Annotated in this window: 15 protein-coding genes and 3 pseudogenes; 12 read left to right on the top strand and 6 right to left on the bottom strand. The window is 57.6% G+C overall.

Features of this window, described 5'->3' with window-relative positions; translation table 11 throughout:
• Positions 1-611: 611 nt before the first annotated feature.
• The 4 genes from hemY to hemC are packed head-to-tail and all read right to left on the bottom strand — an operon-like array spanning position 612 to position 4,645.
• The gene (hemY, locus tag HA48_RS12715; protein WP_128601640.1) at positions 612-1,808 is read right to left on the bottom strand and encodes a protoheme IX biogenesis protein HemY; all 1,197 of its coding nucleotides are present in this window, start codon (positions 1,806-1,808) and stop codon (positions 612-614) included.
• Positions 1,809-1,810: 2 nt separating this feature from the next.
• A complete protein-coding gene (hemX, locus tag HA48_RS12720; RefSeq protein WP_128601641.1) occupies positions 1,811-2,941 on the bottom strand; it encodes a uroporphyrinogen-III C-methyltransferase in 1,131 nt (376 codons plus the stop codon).
• A gap of 25 nt (positions 2,942-2,966) precedes the next feature.
• Entirely contained in the window at positions 2,967-3,707 is a 741-nt protein-coding gene (hemD, locus tag HA48_RS12725) for a uroporphyrinogen-III synthase (protein ID WP_128601642.1), read from the bottom strand.
• Entirely contained in the window at positions 3,704-4,645 is a 942-nt protein-coding gene (hemC, locus tag HA48_RS12730) for a hydroxymethylbilane synthase (RefSeq protein ID WP_128601643.1), read from the bottom strand. The genes hemD and hemC overlap by 4 nt, the downstream gene beginning before the upstream one ends.
• A 317-nt stretch (positions 4,646-4,962) precedes the next feature.
• Here hemC and HA48_RS12735 point away from each other — a divergent pair.
• The 9 genes and pseudogenes from HA48_RS12735 (at position 4,963) to HA48_RS12775 (ending at position 15,916) form a co-directional block, all read left to right on the top strand.
• Positions 4,963-7,520: pseudogene (locus HA48_RS12735) on the top strand (class I adenylate cyclase).
• 123 nt (positions 7,521-7,643) lie between these two features.
• Complete coding sequence (gene lptM, locus HA48_RS12740; protein WP_128601644.1) at positions 7,644-7,850, top strand: LPS translocon maturation chaperone LptM; 207 nt, start codon at positions 7,644-7,646, stop codon at positions 7,848-7,850.
• 29 nt (positions 7,851-7,879) lie between these two features.
• Positions 7,880-8,704 carry a diaminopimelate epimerase gene (gene dapF, locus HA48_RS12745; RefSeq protein ID WP_128601645.1) on the top strand — a complete coding sequence of 275 codons (825 nt, stop codon included), beginning with the start codon at positions 7,880-7,882 and terminating at the stop codon, positions 8,702-8,704.
• Positions 8,701-9,405, top strand: a complete 705-nt coding sequence (locus HA48_RS12750; protein WP_128601646.1) for a DUF484 domain-containing protein — start codon at positions 8,701-8,703, stop codon at positions 9,403-9,405. Before dapF ends, HA48_RS12750 begins: the two co-directional genes overlap by 4 nt.
• Positions 9,402-10,313 carry a tyrosine recombinase XerC gene (xerC, locus tag HA48_RS12755; RefSeq protein ID WP_128601647.1) on the top strand — a complete coding sequence of 304 codons (912 nt, stop codon included), beginning with the start codon at positions 9,402-9,404 and terminating at the stop codon, positions 10,311-10,313. The genes HA48_RS12750 and xerC overlap by 4 nt, the downstream gene beginning before the upstream one ends.
• Positions 10,310-11,026, top strand: a complete 717-nt coding sequence (gene yigB / locus HA48_RS12760; protein ID WP_128601648.1) for a 5-amino-6-(5-phospho-D-ribitylamino)uracil phosphatase YigB — start codon at positions 10,310-10,312, stop codon at positions 11,024-11,026. Before xerC ends, yigB begins: the two co-directional genes overlap by 4 nt.
• 170 nt (positions 11,027-11,196) lie before the next feature.
• Complete coding sequence (uvrD, locus tag HA48_RS12765) at positions 11,197-13,359, top strand: DNA helicase II (RefSeq protein ID WP_128601649.1); 2,163 nt, start codon at positions 11,197-11,199, stop codon at positions 13,357-13,359.
• Between the two features lie 317 nt (positions 13,360-13,676).
• Entirely contained in the window at positions 13,677-14,630 is a 954-nt protein-coding gene (corA, locus tag HA48_RS12770; protein WP_128601650.1) for a magnesium/cobalt transporter CorA, read from the top strand.
• Positions 14,631-14,864: 234 nt separating this feature from the next.
• Positions 14,865-15,916: pseudogene (locus HA48_RS12775) on the top strand (AbrB family transcriptional regulator).
• Here the strand turns inward: HA48_RS12775 and rarD are convergent.
• Positions 15,887-16,785, bottom strand: a pseudogene (rarD, locus tag HA48_RS12780) (EamA family transporter RarD). The pseudogenes HA48_RS12775 and rarD overlap by 30 nt on opposite strands.
• A 44-nt stretch (positions 16,786-16,829) precedes the next feature.
• A complete protein-coding gene (locus HA48_RS12785) occupies positions 16,830-17,300 on the bottom strand; it encodes a thioesterase family protein (RefSeq protein WP_128601651.1) in 471 nt (156 codons plus the stop codon).
• A 165-nt stretch (positions 17,301-17,465) separates the two neighbouring features.
• On the opposite strand from HA48_RS12785, the gene pldA reads away from it, so the two are divergent.
• From pldA to rhtC, 3 genes are read left to right on the top strand one after another with little or no spacing between them, the layout of a single operon-like run.
• Positions 17,466-18,344: a phospholipase A gene (gene pldA, locus HA48_RS12790; RefSeq protein WP_128601652.1), complete on the top strand. Its 879-nt coding sequence runs from the start codon at positions 17,466-17,468 to the stop codon at positions 18,342-18,344.
• Positions 18,345-18,364: 20 nt separating this feature from the next.
• The gene (gene recQ / locus HA48_RS12795; RefSeq protein WP_128601653.1) at positions 18,365-20,188 is read left to right on the top strand and encodes an ATP-dependent DNA helicase RecQ; all 1,824 of its coding nucleotides are present in this window, start codon (positions 18,365-18,367) and stop codon (positions 20,186-20,188) included.
• Positions 20,189-20,200: 12 nt separating this feature from the next.
• Complete coding sequence (gene rhtC, locus HA48_RS12800) at positions 20,201-20,824, top strand: threonine export protein RhtC (RefSeq protein ID WP_128601654.1); 624 nt, start codon at positions 20,201-20,203, stop codon at positions 20,822-20,824.
• Positions 20,825-20,832 lie beyond the last annotated feature (8 nt).

The raw sequence follows: 20,832 nt of genomic DNA on the forward strand, positions 1-20,832 counted from the left end.
TCCTTTATCTGACTCATTCGTATGACATTTTACTGCAGGAGTTCGTATCCAAACTGGTTGAAGGCTGTAATCTCCGCCTTTGTCAGAGGTTGTCGTTATTTTGCGACATTTAACCCCTTGATTCTTATCTGGCTGACAATTCCTTGCATACCTTGTCGCTCTCTGACGACAGATATTTGCTAACTTGTCGCAGTATCAAGACAGTGAGCCAATTAAGGCTGCGACCTGTCAGGATATCTTTCTGATTTATAAATATTAAATGGCTTATCTGCAATTATGGCACGACTTATGCAATACTTATGCTGTAGATGCTCATTCCACCTCTTATGTTCGCATTAGCGACATAAACCTGGGAATGACGCAGAGCCCCTTACGGTATCCGTTGTCCAGCAGGCAGTAACGTGCACGCGCTACTGCAGTCAGAAGGACATTACGTTGAGTCGGATACCATCAGTTGTCTTACCGACCTGATCTTGCACCTGCTTATGGCAGGTGTTTTTTTATCTGCGATTTGTCTGTCTGGCGGCAGGGTCAGACAAGCCAGGCAACAGAGTTTTGAGCAAAAAAAAGCCGGGACAAGCCCGGCGTGCACAAAAGTAACAATCGTAAAATCAGGCGCCAGGATTCGTTTTTAACGTCAGTAACAGGCCTTCACGGCGCATTTTCGCGGCATCTTCCGGGCGGCGCAGGCGATCGTAAACATCGGCCAGCCAGGCGTAATCAAACGCATCCGGACGCTGTTCCAGCGCCTGCTGGAAAGCTTCCGCGGCTTGCTGCCACTCACCGTGACGCATCAGCAACTGACCCAGCGTACTGTGCAGCAGCGGCGTTGCCCCATGCTGTTTAATCTGCTGACGCAGTGCTTTTTCCAGCGCCTGCGGGTCGCCACTCTTAATACGCGGCATCAGCAAAATCAGGCGATCGTCATACTGACGTTTCAGGCCTTCCAGCACGATGCTTTGTGCGGTATCCGGATCGTCGCATTCGATCAGATGCTCAGCCATGGCCACCTGCAGTGCGGTTTCCTGACGCGTTTTGCGGCTCTGGTTCTGCCACCATCTTTTCAGTCCCTCGCTGCCCTGATCGGCCATCGCCTGATTCATCAGGCCCAGCCAGGCTTGCTGCTGCAGCATATGGCGCTGCGCCTCATCATTAAGCTGCGTTTTCTGCATAGCCGGCAGAATATCGAGTAACGCACCCCAGGCACCGGTACGGACATAAGCCTGCTCGGCCAGACGCAGCACTTCCGGATGGCGCGGTGCTACCTCCAGCAAACGGTCAATACCGTGACGGGCCGCATGATCTTCATTGCGTGCCAGCTGTAAACGTACACGGGTGATCTCCACCGGAATGGTATCGTTTTGCGACAGTTCAGCCGCGCGCTCCAGATGCTGATTCGCGCGTATTTCGTCACCGCGATGCTGTGCAGCCTCTGCCGCCAGCAAATAGTTAGCTACCGGCTGGTCAGCGTGATCGGCATTTTTCGACAGCAGCTTCTCCACCTGCTGGTGATCGCCTTCGGCCAGCTTCATCAACGCATTTTGCGTGTGGCGCTGTGCGCTGCGGCGTTTACGGCCAGTGAACCAGCCTCGGGTACGCGCGCCGGTACGGAACAGGCGACGCAGAATCCACTCGACCAGCAGAATCACAATCAGGCTAAGGATCAGAATGATCGCCAAACCCGTGACGCTGGTTTCGACGTTCCAGTTATCGGTCTGAATCAGTACATAGCCCTGATGACCGGCAATCATCGGCCCCAGCACGATACCGGCAATCAGCAGCAGGAAAAGCACTAATACTTTCAGCATGCTTAGCCTCCCTGTTGATCAGCCGCAACCGATGGCTGCGCCAGCAGGTTGCGCACGCGCGTTTGCATCAGTTTTTCCAGCAGCGCCTGACTTTCCAGCGTGTCCGGGACATCCATCGTAATACTCTGCTGGCTCAGTTCGTCGAGCTGCGCCAGAAACGCTTTGGTCGCCGCATCATTGGTATCGTACCAGGCGCGCACCCAACTGGAGACGGCATCGATCGATTGCCTGTAGATCTCATCCTGATGACGCGGCACCGCCTGCGCGGCAATCAGCAGACGCGAGCGGATGTTTTCACGCAGATACACATCCTGATTCGGTGCCAGCAGCGGCTGAGCGGTATTATCACGGCGGCGAATGGTAATGAAGTCATCCATAAAGTTGTGCCAGCTCTTCACCAGATTCTGCCGCCACTCGTGCAGCGAGCTGGAGAGTTCGCCGCCGTCAGCATCCATCGGTGAATCGTCACTGTCGTTGTCAGCGAGACGCAGATTATCTACGCCGTTAGAGAGCTGGTTCAGCTTGAGGATGATGCCGTCGTAATCCACCTGGCTTACCGCCGACAGCGAGCTGATATCCTGCGTCAGCGCACGGCGCACATTCATGATGCTGGGATCGTTCATCTCTGCGAGGCTGGCATCCGCGCTCTTCAGCAGGGTCGCTGCGGTAGTGACATCCTGATCGCTCCACAGCTTACGGCCCGCCAGTTTGACCAGATAATCCGCCTGAGCCAGCAGCCAGGTGCGGGTATCGTTACCGGAAATAGTCGCGACCTTCTCACGCAGGGTCTCCAGCTCTTTCGCGCTGTTATCCTGCTGGGTGCGCGCTTCCTGCAGCGCCGTATTGGCGTCCGTCAGCTGTTGCGTCAACTGCTGTTTATCGCTGCCCAGTTGCTGCTGCAGGGCGCTCAGCTGGTCGCTAAGCTGCTGGTTAGTCTGAGCCTGTAAATCGGCCTGGTGTTTCCCATTCAGGTAAAGTCCCGCGCCAATCGCCAGCGCGATAACAATTGCCACCGCGCTCAGCACTTTGCCATCACGCTGTTTATCGCGTGGCGGCTTATTGGCTGGCGTCGGGGAAGTGTCCGCTGGGGTGGTCTCTTCAACCATGGCGGAGGAGGCTTTTTGTTCCGTCATTATGGCTCATCCCATTGTGTTAAGTTCAGCGTAACGCACGCAGCAGCGCATCGTTATCGGCACCATCGGCTACCTTAATCTCCTGCCAGCCTAATTCAGCGGCTTTGGTAGCCAAACGTTCACTGACGACAACTAATCGACAGTGCAGTAGCCATTCCCGGCGATCGATTGGCGGGAATAGCGTAAACAGTTGTTGTAACATTTCACCGCTGGTGACCACCAGCGTTGTAATACCGCGATCGCGCCAGCGACGGCCCTCAATCGCGCCATTGTAGTGCTGCTCACAGCGCTGGTAGCATTCGCAATAGTCTACCTGCGCGCCTCGTTCAAGCAGCGTCTCCGCCAGCAACTCACGGCCAGGACTGCCGCGCAGGATCAGCGCGCGTTTGCCCTGAACCTGCTGCAAACGGTTCAGGCGTATCAGCTCTTCGCTGGTTTCCCGCGCATGAGGATAGTCTACTTTCAGATTTGTGACGGTATGCAGCGCCAGCGCAGTGCTGCGACCAATCGCATAATAGTCGAGAAACGTCGGCCACGCGCTGGCGTTGTGCTGTAACGCCGGATGGGCAAAATGCACTACCTGTTGCGACAGCAGAAAAACCAGATCGCCCGGCTGCATGGCGGCGAGCTGATGCGGCAGACGTTGTAGATCGCGACCCGGCGTGAATTCAATCAGCGGTAACGTCCACGCCACTTTGCCCTGATTGCGCAAGCGCGTAACCAGTTCGCTGGCGGCGGGTTCCGGACGGGTCACGAGAATGGTCATGCTGGCGGCTGCCCCTGATAGACTTCGCGCAGAATATCGCGCGCGCCGCCATCCAGCAGCTCTTCGGCCAGCGAAATTCCCATCTGCTCAGCCTGCTCGCGCGGCCCGCGACGCTCGCCGGCCACCATCTGGCTGCCATCGGGCGCTCCTACTAAACCGCGCAGCCATAGCTGATCCTCTTCCAGCACCGCAAAGCTGCCGATCGGCACCTGGCATCCCCCCTCCAGGCGGGTATTCATGGCGCGTTCTGCGCGTACGCATACGGCGGTATCGCTGTGATTGAGCGCCTGCAGCAGCGTGATCAACGCCTGATCGTCAAGACGACACTCAATGCCGACCGCGCCCTGGCCGACCGCGGGCAGGGAGAACTCCGCCGGCAACGCCTGGCGAATACGCGCCTCCAGCCCCAGGCGTTTTAGCCCGGCGGCGGCGAGAATGATGGCATCGTACTCACCCGCATCCAGTTTACCCAGACGCGTGCCGACGTTGCCGCGCAGCGAGCGGATCACCAAATCCGGGCGGCGCGCGCTGATCTGGCACTGACGGCGCAGGCTTGATGTACCCACGATCGCGCCCTGCGGCAGCTCATCAATGGAGTGATAGTGATTGGAGACGAAGGCATCACGCGGATCTTCGCGCTCACAGATGCTCACCAGACCAAGACCTGCAGGAAAATCGACCGGCACATCTTTCATGGAGTGGACTGCCATATCCGCGCGATTTTCCAGCATCGCCTGCTCAAGCTCTTTGACAAACAACCCTTTACCGCCCACCTTCGCCAGCGGGGTATCAAGGATGACGTCACCTTTAGTAACCATGGGCACCAGCTCAACCTGCAGGCCCGGATGGGCCGCCATCAGGCGCTGCTGGACATAATGTGCCTGCCATAAAGCAAGAGGGCTTTGTCTGGTAGCAATTCTGAAAATTTTGTTTAACATGCTGTTAACCATTTTGATCGTTCATCGATTATCCTATCATTGATAGGGGAATGCTGTCAGTTTCAACGGATTGAAAAGGCCGCGATCCCGGACTGGCGCCGGATTTACAGAGCGCCCTGGTCTGAGGTCGCGGTCTGAAAAACCAGGGCGACGTGTGGAACGTGCTAAACTGTCAGGTAGCGCAACTTTCTTTACGGTCAATCCTCCAGGTGTTAGATTGATCACGTTTCCAGCAATAATTTGCCCAACATCTCTCTTATTAAGCGGCAGATTTTGGAAACAGGGTGCTTAACACTGGGACAATCAGGCGAAACGTCTTGTACCTCTACATTGAGACACTGAAACAGAGACTGGATGCGATAAACCAGCTGCGTGTAGATCGCGCGCTGGCTGCCATGGGGCCTGCTTTCCAGCACGTCTACAGTCTGCTGCCAACATTACTGCATTATCATCATCCGCTGATGCCGGGTTACCTTGAAGGTAGCGTTCCCTATGGCGTCAGCTTCTTCACGCCCGATGAAAACCAACAGCAGCTGCTACAGTACCTGGCGGGCGATCAGCCGCTCGACCTGAGCGGGACCGTGAAGGGCGAACGCCCGATTACCGGTATCTACTCTATGGGCAGCACTTCATCTGTCGGACAGAACAGCGTGTCCGACCTGGATATCTGGGTGTGTCATCAGTCGTGGCTGGATAATGAAGAGCGCCTTAATCTGCAGCGCAAGTGTACGCTACTGCAGAAATGGTGCGTGTCGATGGGAGTGGAAGTCAGCTTCTTCCTGATCGATGAGAACCGCTTCCGCCACAACGAAAGTGGCAGCCTGGGTGGTGAAGACTGCGGCTCTACACAACATATTTTACTGCTGGATGAGTTCTACCGTACGGCGGTACGTATGGCGGGTAAACGCATCCTGTGGAACATGGTGCCCGGCGAAGAGGAGCACCATTACGACGATTACGTTATGTCGCTCTATTCGCAGGGCGTGCTGACGCCGAATGAGTGGCTGGACCTGGGCGGTCTGGGCACGTTGTCGGCGGAAGAGTACTTCGGTGCCAGCCTGTGGCAGCTGTATAAAAGTATCGATTCGCCCTATAAAGCGGTGCTGAAAACCTTGCTGCTCGAAGCCTACAGCTGGGAGTACCCAAATACGCAACTGCTGGCGATGGATATCAAGCAGCGCCTGCACGACGGTGAAATTGTCTGCTTTGGTCTTGATTCCTACTGCATGATGCTGGAGCGCGTTACGCGCTATCTCACCAGCGTTGAAGACACGGCACGCCTTGATTTAGTACGGCGCTGTTTCTACCTGAAAGTGTGCGAAAAGCTCTCCAGCGAAGAGCAGCATCATCGTTCCGGCTGGCGTCGTGAGATCCTGTCACAGCTGGTGAAAGAGTGGGGCTGGGATGATGAGAAGCTGGCCGTGCTGGATAACCGTGCCGGGTGGAAAATCGAGCGCGTACGCGAAGCGCACAACGAATTGCTGGATGCGATGATGCAGAGCTATCGCAACCTGATCCGCTTTGCCCGTCGTAACAATTTAAGCGTTAGCGCCAGCCCGCAGGATATCGGCGTGCTGACGCGTAAGCTGTATGCTGCGTTTGAAGCGCTGCCGGCAAAGTCACGCTGGTTAATCCGCAGATTTCCCCTGATTTATCGGAAGAAAATCTCACCTTTATTCACGTGCCGGAAGGGCGCGCTAACCGCTCAGGCTGGTATCTGTATAACCAGTCGCCGGACATGAGTTCGATCATCAGCCATCAGCCGCTGGAGTATAACCGCTATCTCAACAAGTTAGTGGCCTGGGCATGGTTCAACGGGCTGCTGACCAGCAGAACGCGCCTGCACATGAAGGGCAATGAGTTTTGCGATTTGTCACGGTTGCAGGAGCTGGTTAATGACGTCTCGGGCCATTTCCCACTGCGTCTGCCTGCGCCAACGCCAAAAGCGCTCTACAGCCCGTGTGAGATTCGTCACCTGGCGATTATCGTCAATCTTGAGCACGATCCTACTTCGGCGTTCCGTAATCAGGTGGTGCACTTCGACTTCCGCAAGCTGGATGTGTTCAGCTTTGGCCAGCAGCAGCAGTGCCTGATTGGCAGTATCGATCTGCTGTACCGTAACTCGTGGAACGAAGTCCGTACGCTGCACTTCAGCGGCGAACAGGCGATGATTGAAGCGCTGAAGACCATTTTGGGGAAAATGCATCAGGATGCTGCGCCGCCGGATACGGTAGAGGTGTTCTGCTACAGCCAGCATCTGCGCGGCCTGATTCGTACCCGTGTACAGCAGCTGGTGTCCGAGTGCATCGAGCTGCGCCTGTCGAGCACGCGCCAGGAGCCGGGCCGTTTCAAAGCGCTACGCATGGCCGGCCAGACCTGGGGCCTGTTCTTTGAGCGTATGAGCGTATCCGTGCAGAAGCTGGAGAACGCGGTAGAGTTCTACGGCGCAATCTCCAACAACAAACTGCACGGTTTGTCGATCAAAGTGGAATCGAACCAGACGCCGTTGCCGCCAGTGGTTAATGGCTACGCCAGCGAAGGCATTATTCAGTTCTTCTTTGAAGACACCACTAACGATCGCGGTTTCAACATCTATATCCTTGACGAGAGCAATCGCGTTGAGGTGTATCACCACTGCGAAGGCAGCAAAGAGGAGCTGGTGCGCGATGTCAGCCGCTTCTACTCGTCATCGCATGATCGCTTTACTTACGGCTCCAGCTTTATCAATTTCAACCTGCCGCAGTTCTACCAGATTGTGAACACCGGCGATCGTTTCCAGGTGATTCCGTTCCGCAGCCAGACGTTAACGCAGCTGTGCGCCACGCAGCCCGATAACGACAATGGCGACTTCCAGCCGCGTTACCAGATGCACTGATCCCGCCGCTATTTGCGCGGTGGGATACGCCTCTCATCGTGCAGACTGCCGGAAAACCTGTTGCTTTTACAACGTCAACTGCGATGATAAGCAGCTGGGATTTGGACAAAAAGAGCAGACAGAATGATACGAGTGATGAGCCAGCTGGGTATGGCGCTGGCGCTGGTCAGCCTGGTAGGCTGTGGCCTGAAAGGACCGCTGTATTTCCCGCCCAAAGATCAGCCGCAACAGACCAATCCGCAAGTGACTGAGCAGCAGAAAAAAGCCGCACAGGATGCTGATACTGGTGGCCTGGTGACCGGCAAATCCGCTGGTGTGCAAGCGAACTAAACGTAATGAGTAATCCGGCGGAGCAGAAAATGCAGTTCTCGAAAATGCACGGTCTCGGTAACGATTTCATGGTCGTGGACGCCGTGACGCAAAACGTCTTTTTTTCGCCGGAACTGATTCGCCGCCTGGCGGATCGGCATCTGGGGATCGGTTTTGATCAGCTGTTGATCGTTGAACCGCCTTACGATCCGGACCTCGATTTTCACTATCGTATTTTCAACGCGGATGGCAGCGAAGTGGCGCAGTGTGGCAATGGCGCACGCTGCTTTGCGCGCTTCGTACGCCTGAAAGGGCTGACCAACAAAAGCGACATTCGCGTCAGTACACAAACCGGGCGCATGGTGCTGAGCGTCAACAGCGAAGAGCTGGTGCGCGTCAATATGGGTGAACCCAATTTTGATCCGCAGCAGGTGCCGCTGCGTGCTAACAAAGCAGAAAATCTCTATTTGCAGCGCGTGGCCGATCAGACCGTGATGTTTGGCGCCGTCTCCATGGGGAATCCGCACTGCGTGATTCAGGTCGAGAGCGTGAAAACGGCCCCGGTAGAGACGCTTGGTCCGGCGCTGGAGAGTCATGAACGCTTCCCGGAGCGCGTCAACGTCGGCTTTATGGAAGTAGTGAATCCGGAACACATTCGGCTGCGCGTGTATGAACGCGGCGCAGGCGAAACCCAGGCCTGTGGCAGCGGCGCGTGCGCGGCGGTTGCCTGTGGTATTCAACAGGGCATTCTGGCGGAAAAAGTGCGCGTTGATCTACCCGGCGGTACGCTGCACATCGCCTGGAAAGGGGCGGATCAGCCGCTGTTTATGACCGGCCCGGCCACACACGTCTACGATGGGTTTATTCATCTATGAAAAATGTCGAAGAGCAGACCGATAGCGCGGTTTTGCTGGACGATCAATCGGTGAGCGAGTTTCTGCGCCACAACCCCGATTTCTTTATTCGCAATGCGCGCCAGGTTGAACAGATGATGGTGCCGCATCCGGTGCGCGGCAGCGTGTCGCTGGTGGAGTGGCATATGGCGCGCCAGCGCAATCATATCCAGCAGCTGGAAGAGGAGATTACGCTGCTGATGGAGCAGGCTACGGCCAACCATCAGCTGTTCGATCGCCTGCTGGCGCTGCAGGGCCATCTGGCGGCGGCCGATAGTTTGCAGGAGATGCTCACCCGGCTTCACCGCTGGGCGCGTGAGCTCGGCCTTGCTGGTGCGCATGTCCGGCTGTTCAGTGACCAGTGGCACATCGGCGCGCCCTCTGATTTCACCCAGCTTGGCCTGTCGCGTCAGGCCTTTGAGCCGCTGCGCATTCAGCGCTTTGGCAGTGAGCATCACTATCTGGGCAGCCTGAATGGCCCGGAGTTACTGCTGCTGCTGCCGCAGGCCAAAGCCATCGGCTCGGTGGCGATGTCGCTGATGGGTGAACATGGCGATCTCGGCGTGCTGATTTTTACCAGCCGCGATAACCAGCACTATCAGGCGGGCATGGGTACGCTGCTGCTCCAGCACCTGGCACAGATGCTGCCGGACCTGCTTGCGCGCTGGGTTGAACGCGCATGAGCAGCGCCAGCCCGCTGCTGCCGGCCGTCACAGGCTTTCTGCGTTATCTGAAAGTCGAACGCCAGCTTAGCCCGCTCACGCAGAAAAATTACGCTCGCCAGCTTGAGGCGATCATCGCCATGGCCGATGAGATGAAGATCGTCGCATGGGCGCAGCTGGAGCCGGCGCAGGTGCGTCAGCTGGCGGCGCGCAGTCGTCGTGGCGGTTTGGGTCCCAGCAGCCTGGCGTTACGCATGTCAGCGCTGCGCAGCTTTCTTGACTGGCAGGTGAGCCAGGGCATGCTGAGCGCGAACCCGGCCAAAGGCATTACCACGCCGCGCAATGCGCGCCATCTGCCGAAAAATATGGACGTCGATGAGGTTAATCAGCTGCTGGAGATTGACCTTAACGATCCGCTGGCGGTGCGCGACCGCGCCATGCTCGAGACCATGTACGGCGGCGGTTTGCGTCTGTCGGAGCTGGTGGGCATGGATTGCCGGCACCTCGATCTGGAGGCCGGCGAAGTGTGGGTCGTGGGTAAAGGCAGTAAAGAGCGCCGCGTGCCGATCGGTGGTACAGCGGTGACCTGGCTACAGCACTGGCTGCCGCTGCGTGCCCAGTTCGCGCCGCAGGACGATGCGGTGTTTGTCTCCACGCGCGGCAGCCGTATCTCTGCGCGTAACGTGCAGAAGCGCTTTGCCGAGTGGGGCATTAAACAGGGCGTGGCCAGCCATATACATCCGCATAAATTACGTCACTCCTTTGCGACGCACCTGCTGGAGTCGAGCGGCGATCTGCGTGCGGTGCAGGAGCTGCTCGGCCACGCCAATCTCTCGACCACGCAAATTTATACCCATCTGGATTTCCAGCATCTGGCGTCGGTGTACGATGCGGCACACCCGCGTGCTAAACGAGGAAAGTCTGAATGAAGTTCTATCGCCCGCTGGGCCCGATCAAAGCGATCACTTTCGATCTCGACGATACGCTGTATGACAACCACCCGGTGATCCGCAAAACGGCGCTGGAGTCGCATGCTGCCCTGCAGGCTTACCATCCGGCGCTGCGCGATTTCACCCCGGCGCAGTATCAACAGCTGCGTGATGAGCTGCTGGCGCGCGAGCCGGAGATCTATCACGATGTCTCTGAATGGCGCCGTCGCTCGGTAGAGCTGGCGCTAAGCAATGTTGGCCTGTCGGCAGCGGAAGCCACCGCCGGTTCACATGCGGTGATGGACGTATTTCATCAGTGGCGCAGCGTAGTGGAGATGCCGGAAGAGACGCATCAGACGCTGGCCTGGCTGGGCGAGCGTGTGCCGCTGGTGGCGATCACTAACGGCAATGCCTGCCCGGAGAAACTCGGCATCCATCACTACTTTCAGTTCGCGCTGCGCGCCGGTCCGCACGGGCGTGCCAAACCGTGGCAGGATATGTACCAGCTGGCAGCCGAACGGTTAGGCCTGGCGCCTGAAGAGATTCTGCACGTAGGCGATGACCTCACCACCGACGTTGCCGGTTCACTGCGTGCCGGTATGCAGGCCTGCTGGATTAACCTGCGCGACGGTAATCTGATGAAGATTAATGATGCGCGTCTGCTGCCGCACGTGGAAATTCATCAGTTGGCATCGCTGACCTCGCTGTTATAATGACTGTGAATTTATCCAGCTACTCACAGGCTGAAGACCGACGCTCTCTGACGCACAACGTGTAGCGGCGCAAGCTAATGCGTGATAACCCGCGCAGCTACACATGGTGCGTTGACGAATGCCGGAGAACGGCATGACTTCACCCCTCCTTCTTATGCAAAACGGTGCTTATGGACGTTTCTGATCTGCTTGACGGCTTGAATGACAAACAGCGCGAGGCGGTCGCCGCACCGCGCAGCAACCTGCTGGTGCTGGCCGGAGCAGGCAGTGGTAAAACCCGCGTGCTGGTCCATCGCATCGCCTGGCTTTTGTCGGTAGAGAACTGCTCGCCGTACTCAATTATGGCCGTGACCTTTACCAACAAAGCGGCGGCAGAGATGCGTCACCGTATTGATCAGCTGATCGGCACCAGCCAGGGCGGCATGTGGATCGGCACCTTCCATGGCCTGGCGCACCGTTTGCTGCGCGCGCACCACCTCGATGCCGGCTTACCGCAGGATTTTCAGATCCTCGACAGCGAAGATCAGCTGCGCCTGCTGAAGCGCCTGATCAAAGCGATGAACCTGGATGATAAGCAGTGGCCGGCGCGTCAGGGTATGTGGTACATCAACGGCAAAAAAGATGAAGGCCTGCGGCCAAAGCACATTGAAAGCTATGGCAATCCGGTGGAGCAAACCTGGCTGCGTATCTATCAGGCCTATCAGGAAGCCTGCGATCGCGCCGGGCTGGTGGATTTCGCCGAGCTGCTGCTGCGCGCGCATGAGCTATGGCTCAACAAACCGCAAATCCTTAATCACTACCGCGAACGCTTCAGCAACATTCTGGTGGACGAATTCCAGGATACCAACAACATCCAGTATGCGTGGATCCGTATGCTGGCAGGCGACAGCGGCCGGGTAATTATTGTGGGTGATGACGATCAGTCAATCTACGGCTGGCGCGGTGCGCAGGTCGAAAACATCCAGCGCTTCCTGCAGGATTTCTCCGGTGCGGAGACCATCCGTCTGGAGCAGAACTACCGCTCAACCAATAACATTCTGAAAGCCGCTAACGCCCTGATTGCTAACAACAATGGCCGTCTGGGGAAAGAGCTGTGGACCGACGGTAGCGACGGCGAGAAGATCGCGCTCTACTGCGCCTTCAACGAGCTGGATGAAGCACGCTATGTGGTGAATCGCATCAAAAGCTGGCATGAGAACGGCAACGCGCTGCAGGACTGCGCCATCCTCTACCGCAGCAACGCCCAGTCGCGCGTGCTGGAGGAGGCGCTGCTGCAGGGCAGCATGCCGTATCGCATTTACGGCGGCATGCGCTTCTTTGAACGTCAGGAGATCAAAGATGCGCTGGCCTACCTGCGCCTGATGGCTAACCGTAATGATGACGCCGCGTTTGAGCGCGTGGTTAACACGCCAACGCGCGGCGTAGGCGATCGCACGCTGGATGTGGTGCGCCAGACGGCGCGTGAACGTCAGCTGACGCTGTGGCAGGCGACGCGTGAACTGCTGCAGGTGAAAGCGCTGGCCGGACGTGCAGCTTCGGCGCTGCAGCGCTTCTGCGAGCTGGTCGATTCACTGGCCAGCGAAACCGCCGACATGCCGCTGCATGTACAAACCGACCGGGTGATAAAAGATTCGGGCCTGTGGATGATGTACGAGCAGGAGAAGGGCGAAAAAGGCCAGGCGCGCATTGAGAACTTAGAGGAGCTGGTGACGGCTACGCGCCAGTTCAGCTATCAGGATGAAGATGAAGATCTGATGCCGCTGCAGGCGTTTCTGTCACACGCAGCGCTGGAAGCCGGTGAAGGCCAGGCGGACAAGTGGCAGGATGCGGTGCAGCTGATGACGCTGCACTCCGCTAAAGGGCTGGAGTTCAGCCAGGTTTATATCGTGGGTATGGAAGAGGGGATGTTCCCGAGCCAGATGTCGCTGGATGAAGGTGGCCGTCTGGAAGAGGAGCGTCGTCTGGCCTACGTTGGCGTAACGCGCGCCATGCAGAAGCTGACGCTGACCTACGCCGAGACCCGCCGGCTATATGGTAAGGAAGTGTATCACCGCCCTTCGCGCTTCATTGGTGAGCTGCCGGAGGAGTGCGTGGAGGAGGTGCGTCTGCGCGCCAGCGTGAGCCGTCCGGTGAGTCACCAGCGCATGGGAACGCCAGTAGCGAAAAGCGACAGCGGCTTTACGCTGGGCCAGCGCGTACGCCACGCGAAGTTTGGCGAAGGCACCATTATTAACCTTGAAGGCAGCGGCGAACACAGCCGGCTGCAGGTGGCGTTTCAGGGGCAGGGCATTAAATGGCTGGTGGCGGCGTACGCCCGGCTGGAAACCGAGTAGCGCGGTTGCGCTACCTTGACGACTTTTTCGTCTCAGCGTAACATGCGCGCACTATTATCAAGAGAGGACAATGCCTTGGACGCGCCCAGTCGATGCTGGCTCTATCCCCTGTTTAACAGGAACATCTAAGGCTACCTCTTTACGCTGGTAGCCTTAGCGGTTATCAGCGACCTCCCTTTTCGATCCCGTCGCATGAGTCAGCACTGATTTACCCTTGAAGCGAAAGTTTCCGCGTTCAGGCTTTGCCGTGCCCGTTGTGCCTTTGGCGCACCGGTTCACCGCCTTGTCCCATTCCATCTGCAATGGGGAGTATTGCTATGCTGAGCGCATTTAAACTCGAACGCGACCGCCTGACGCGTATTGAGCTGGAAGACAATAACGACAAACTGAACACCTCGGTGTGGGTCGATCTGATCGAGCCGGACGACAGCGAGCGTGAGCGCGTGCAAACCGAGCTGGGGCAGAGCCTGGCGACGCGCCCGGAGCTGGAGGATATCGAAGCCTCGGCACGTTTTTTCGAAGACGAAGATGGCCTGCATATTCACTCGTTCTTCTTCTTCGAAGATGCGGAAGATCACGCGGGTAACTCCACCGTGGCATTCACCATCCGTGAAGATCGCCTGTACACGCTGCGCGAGCGCGAGCTGCCGGCGTTTCGCCTCTACCGTATGCGTGCACGCAACCAGCAGCTGACCGACGGTAACGCCTATGAGCTGCTGCTGGATCTGTTTGAGACCAAAATCGAGCAGCTGGCGGATGAGATTGAAAATATCTATAGCGCGCTGGAGAAGCTCAGCCGCGTAATTATGGAAGGCCAGCAGGGCGAAGAGTACGACGAGGCGCTGTCGCGTCTGGCGGAGCTGGAGGATATCGGCTGGAAGGTGCGGCTGTGCCTGATGGATACCCAGCGCGCGCTGAACTTCCTGGTGCGTAAGGCGCGTCTGCCGGGCAATCAGCTGGAGCAGGCGCGTGAGATCCTGCGCGATATCGAGTCGCTGCTGCCGCACAATGAGTCGCTGTTCCAGAAGGTAAACTTCCTGATGCAGGCGGCGATGGGCTTTATCAACATCGAGCAGAACCGCATCATTAAGATCTTCTCGGTGGTGTCAGTGGTGTTCCTGCCGCCCACGCTGGTGGCGTCCAGCTACGGCATGAACTTCGAGTTTATGCCGGAGCTGAAGTGGAGCTTCGGTTATCCCGGTGCGATTGGGCTGATGATTCTTGCCGGCCTGGCGCCGTATCTCTACTTCAAACGGAAAAACTGGCTGTAACCTGACCGGGTGCGCATGAATGCGCACCTTACAATGAAATGTGCATGATGTGCCCTGTCTGTACACACTCTCTGAATACTTTCGGTTCTGGTTAATGTGCTGCTCTGGCGTAGGGTCGTCATGCATGACGACCTCTTCATGGATTGTGTTCACCGCTATCCTTTCTGTTGCCCCTGACGCCTTACCGCAAATCTGCTAACCTGTTGCCTCTTCTCATTTTCTGATTCCCACTTTATGGCGCGCTTCTCTTTGCGGCTGCAGTGGACGCTGCTGCTGATTGCTTCGTTAGCGCTGGGGAGTGTTCTCCAGCTGTTCCATCTTCCTGCTGCGCTGCTGCTGGGCCCGATGATTATCGGGACCGCGATGGGGTTATCCGGCGCCACGGTGCGCATTGATAAACGCCTGTTCGTGCTGGCCCAGGCCGTGCTTGGCTGCATGATTGGCCAAAGCTTATCGCCCTCTATTCTTACGCCGCTGCTGCAGGACTGGCCGGTGGTGCTGGCGGTACTGCTCCTGACGCTGGCGGCCAGCGGGCTATCAGGTTTTCTGCTGGTGCGCTTCAGCTCGCTGCCCGGACCGACCGGCGCCTGGGGATCGTCGCCGGGTGGCGCATCCGCGATGGTCGCGATGGCCGGGGATTTCGGTGCGGACGTGCGTCTGGTGGCCTTTATGCAGTATCTGCGCGTGCTGTTTGTCGCCACGGCAGCAGCGGTAGTGGCGCGCATTGGCCTCGGCAGCAGCGGTGGAGCGGCGCAGGTGATATGGTTCCCGGCGCTACACAGTGGCTTCGTAGTGACGTTGATCGTCATGATCGCAGGCGCGTGGCTCGGGCAGACGTTGCGCATCCCTTCGGGCGCACTGCTGCTGCCTGCGCTGATCGGTGCCACGCTGCACGGCACTGGCGTAGCGACCTTACAGGTGCCGGAGTGGCTGCTGGCGCTGGCTTATGCGCTGATTGGCTGGAGCGTTGGCCTGCGTTTTACCCGCCCGATCTTTCTGCTGGCGCTGCGCACGCTGCCACAGATGATCGCCTCCATCATCGGGCTGATGCTGCTGTGCGGCGGTTTAGCTGGATGTTAACGCGCGTACTGCATGTTGATCTGATGACCGCTTACCTGGCAACCAGCCCGGGCGGGCTGGATACGGTAGCGATTATTGCTGCCGGCAGCCGGGTCGATATCGCGTTTGTCATGGCGCTGCAGACGCTGCGTCTGTTCACCATTCTGCTCACCGGCCCGGCAATGGCGCGCTTTATCTCACGCTTTGCGCATGCGCGTGCGGGCTGAGAACAGCACGGCATCAAGGATAAAGAGCGCCAGCGCCAGCCAGATAAAGCCGAAGGTCACCATTTTATCCGGCGTTAGCTGCTCGCCGTAGAACAGCACGGCCAGCAGGAACATCAGCGTCGGGCCCAGGTACTGAAAGAAGCCCACGGTAGAGAGGCGCAGACGCGCGCAGGCGGCGGCAAACAGCATCAGCGGAATGGTGGTAATGATTCCGGCGGCGATCAGCTTCAGGTTCAGGCTAAGCGGATTGGCGCTCAGATGGCTGGTGGCGCTGTCGGCAAACCCAAACAGATAGATCGCCGCCAGCGGGAACAGCCACGCGGTTTCGATCAGCATACCGCTCTGCGCATCGACCTGAATCTTTTTACGTACCAGCCGTACAGCGCAAAGCTCAGCGCCAGGCCAAGGCCGATAACCGGCAGCGAACCAAACTGCCATAACTGTACCAGCACGCCGCTGGTGGCCAGTAACACCGCCAGCCACTGCAGGCGGCGGAAGCGCTCACGCAGGAATAGCATGCCAAATACCACATTGATCAGCGGGTTGATAAAGTAGCCCAGGCTGGCCTCCAGCATATGCTGATTATTCACCGCCCAGATAAACAGCAGCCAGTTACCGCCAATGGTCACGGCCGTCAGCGCCAGCAGCAGCACTTTTTTGGGCTGGGCGATAACGCTGCGCACCTGGCGCCAGCTGCGACTAAGGGTAATCAGCACCAGCATAAATAGCGCTGACCAGATAACGCGATGCGTCATGATTTCGGTGGGTGGCACCTCTTTCACCAGCTTGAAATAGGCCGGCGCGATACCCCAGATAAAATAAGCGCCAAGCGCGTAGAAAACGCCCTGACGAGTCTGTTGCGAGTCCATCATCTGTTCCAGAAAAGCGGCGAGTGTGACACGCCGGAAAGGGATTAACCTATAAGATAGGTCGCAGTAGCCGTAGCGATGTAATCGCCCTGCTGATTGTGAAGTTCGACGCGGGCCACCGCCACTTTGTTGCCGGCGCGCAGCAGGCTGCTGGTGGCGACAAAGCGCTCGCCGCGTCCGGGACGCAGATAGTCCACGCGCATGTCGATCGTGCCCATGCGCGACAGGCGCTGGCGCAGCTCCTCTTCGCTGATGCTCTCCTGACGCGAAAGCGCATGGCTGACGCACACCAGCCCGGCGGCGACATCCAGTACCGAAGCGATAACGCCGCCGTGCAGAATCTGCTGCGCGGCATTGCCCACCAGCATGGTTTTATTGGCGAAGCCGAGCTCGGCGTACTCCGCTTCCAGCCGATCCAGCTCCAGGCCCAGCGCCTGATTAAAGGGCATATGATAAACAAAGATTTCGCCGATCAGCCGGCGAGCTTCCTGCTGTGTCAGCATCACAGATGACATAGTTCCTGCCTCGGATGTTAAAGAATTGTGTATATTATGCCGCGTTCGCGCTGCTTTCCAGTTTCAAAAATCGGCGCTGATCAACCACTCGCTTTGCGTGTAGAATGGCCTGCTTTTTGAACCGTCGCCCTGACGATGTCCACACGCAGCGCCCTGGAGAACTTTATGCGTAAGCAGTACGCCTTGCTGGCAGCGGCATTAACCCTTCCTGCGCTGGCGCAGGCTGATGAAGCAACAATAAAAGAGGTGCACGATGCGCCGGCAGTGAAGGGCAGCATTATCGCTAACCTGCTGGAAAAACACGATAACCCCTTCGTGCTTTATCCCTACGAAAACAACTATTTGCTTTATACCTACACCAGCGACATGAATAAAGAGGCCATCTCTTCGTACAGTTGGGCAGACAAAGCTAAAAAAGATGAAGTAAAATTCCAGCTCAGCCTGGCATTTCCGCTATGGCGTGGCATTCTGGGCGACAACTCGGTGCTGGCGGCGTCTTACACGCAGCGCTCGTGGTGGCAGCTCTCAAACCGGGGCGCCTCATCGCCGTTCCGTGAAACCAACTATGAGCCGCAGATTTTCCTCGGCTGGGCAACCGACTATTCGCTGGGTGGCTGGACGCTACGCGACGTTGAGCTGGGCCTGAACCATGAGTCCAATGGCCGCAGCGATCCCACTTCACGCAGCTGGAACCGCGCGTATGCGCGCCTGATGGCGGAAAACGGCAACTTCCTTGCGGAAATTAAGCCCTGGTATCGTCTGCCGGAGAGCGCCAGCAATGATGATAATCCGGACATCACAAAATACATGGGTTACTACCGCGCGAAGCTCGGCTACATGCTGGGCGACAGCATTTTCAGCGTGGAAGGCACCTACAACTGGAATAGCGGCTATGGCGGCGCGACATTCGCCTGGAGCTATCCGATTACCGAACATGTGCGCTTTTATACGCAACTGTTCAGCGGTTATGGTGAATCGCTTATCGACTATAACCACCGCCAGACGCGCTTGGGCGTTGGCGTTACGCTGAACGATCTGTTCTAACCAGTCAAAACAGGATTACCGTGGCAACATCGGCAGTGCTCAATCAGGAAACGCTGGCGCAGCAGGTATTACAGGATACCTTCGGCTACCAGCAGTTCCGTCCGGGTCAGCAAACCATCATTGAAACCGCCCTGGCCGGACGGGACTGTCTGGTGGTGATGCCAACCGGCGGCGGCAAATCGCTGTGCTATCAGATCCCGGCGCTGGTGCGCGAAGGGCTGACGCTGGTGGTTTCGCCGCTGATTTCACTGATGAAAGATCAGGTGGACCAGCTGCTGGCTAACGGCGTAGCGGCAGCGTGCCTTAACTCGACGCAGACGCGCGAGCAGCAGCAGCAGGTCTTTGCTGACTGCCGTACCGGCAAGCTGAAGCTGCTCTACATCGCCCCAGAGCGCCTGATGATGGATAACTTCCTTGATAGCTTGCAGCACTGGAATCCGGTGATGCTGGCGGTCGATGAAGCGCACTGTATTTCCCAGTGGGGCCACGATTTCCGTCCGGAGTATGGCGCTCTTGGCCAGCTGCGCCAGCGCTTCCCGGCGCTGCCGGTGATGGCGCTGACCGCTACCGCCGACGAAACCACCCGCAACGATATCGCGCATCTGCTGCAGATGGATGACCCGCTGATTCAGGTCAGCAGCTTTGATCGGCCAAATATCCGCTATACGCTGGTGGAGAAGTTCAAACCGACCGATCAGCTGCTGCGCTACGTGCAGGATCAGCGCGGCAAAAGCGGCATCATTTACTGTAACAGCCGTGCCAAAGTGGAAGACACCGCTGCGCGCCTGCAAAGCCGCGGCATCAGCGTCGGGGCTTATCATGCCGGTATCGAAAGCGAACAGCGTGCGCGCGTGCAGGAAGCGTTCCAGCGCGACGATCTGCAGATTGTGGTCGCAACCGTGGCCTTTGGTATGGGCATCAACAAGCCTAACGTGCGTTTCGTGGTGCATTTCGATATTCCGCGCAATATTGAATCCTACTATCAGGAGACTGGCCGCGCCGGACGTGACGGCCTGCCGGCCGAAGCGATGATGCTGTACGACCCGGCTGATATGGCGTGGCTGCGCAAGTGTCTGGAAGAGAAGATGCCGGGCCCGTTACAGGACATTGAGCGTCATAAACTCAACGCCATGGGCGCGTTTGCCGAAGCGCAAACCTGCCGCCGTCTGGTGCTGCTGAACTACTTCGGCGAAGGTCGCCAGCAGCCGTGCGGCAACTGCGATATCTGTCTTGACCCGCCGCGCCGTTATGACGGGCTGGTGGAAGCACAAAAAGCGCTGTCAGGCATTTATCGTACCGGGCAGCGGTTTGGTATGAGTTATATTGTCGAAGTACTGCGCGGCTCGACCAACCAGCGTATTCGCGATAACGGTCACGACAAGCTGCCGGTCTACGGTATAGGGCGTGAGCAGAGTCAGGAGCACTGGGTGAGCGTGCTGCGCCAGCTGATTCACCTTGGCATGGTGACGCAAAATATCGCCATGCATTCGGCGCTGCAGCTGACCGAAGCGGCGCGCCCGGTGCTGCGTGCTGACGTGCCGCTGATGCTGGCGGTGCCGCGTGTCGCCACGGTGAAAAGCCGCAGCAGTTCGCCCAAAGTTTACGGCGGCAATTACGATCGCAAGCTGTTTGCCAAACTGCGCAAGCTGCGTAAAGCCATCGCCGATGAAGAGAATATTCCACCCTATGTGGTGTTTAATGACGCCACGCTGATTGAAATGGCGGAACAGTTGCCGGTAAGTGCCTCAGAAATGCTGAGCGTGAACGGTGTCGGTCATCGCAAGCTGGAGCGTTTTGGTAAGCCGTTCCTGGTGATGATCAAAGAGCATCTTGATGAAGAGTAAGGGAAACAGACCATGTTGATGTTATTTGCCACCGTCGCGCTGGTGCATCTGGTTGCGCTGATGAGTCCGGGGCCGGACTTCTTTTTTGTATCACAAACGGCGGCCAGCCGATCGCGCAAAGAGGCGATGATGGGCGTATTCGGTATTACGTTAGGGATCGTGATTTGGGCGGGCGTGGCGCTGATGGGCCTGCATCTGATTCTGCAGAAAATGGCGTGGCTGCATGAGATCATCATGGTTGGCGGCGGTCTGTATCTGCTGTGGATGGGCTGGCAGCTGATGCGCTCGGCGCGTCAACGACACAAACAGCCGCAGGCGGAAGCGCAGATGGTTGAACTGCCGAAAAGAGGCATGAGCTTCCTGAAAGGTTTCCTGACGAATCTGTCAAACCCGAAAGCCATCATCTACTTTGGTAGCGTGTTCTCGCTGTTTGTCGGTAACGACGTCGGCGCGATGGAGCGCTGGGGATTGTTCCTGCTGATTGTAGGTGAGACATTTGCATGGTTTACCGTAGTAGCAGCGATTTTTGCGCTGCCGTGGATGCGTGATAAGTATCAGCGGATGGCGAAGTGGGTGGATGGTGTAGCCGGAGTCCTGTTTGCCGGTTTCGGTATCCACTTAATTATCTCCCGGTAAACCTGGTT

It is taken from the genome of Pantoea wallisii, from assembly GCF_002095485.1.
Classification (GTDB): Bacteria; Pseudomonadota; Gammaproteobacteria; order Enterobacterales; family Enterobacteriaceae; genus Pantoea; species Pantoea wallisii.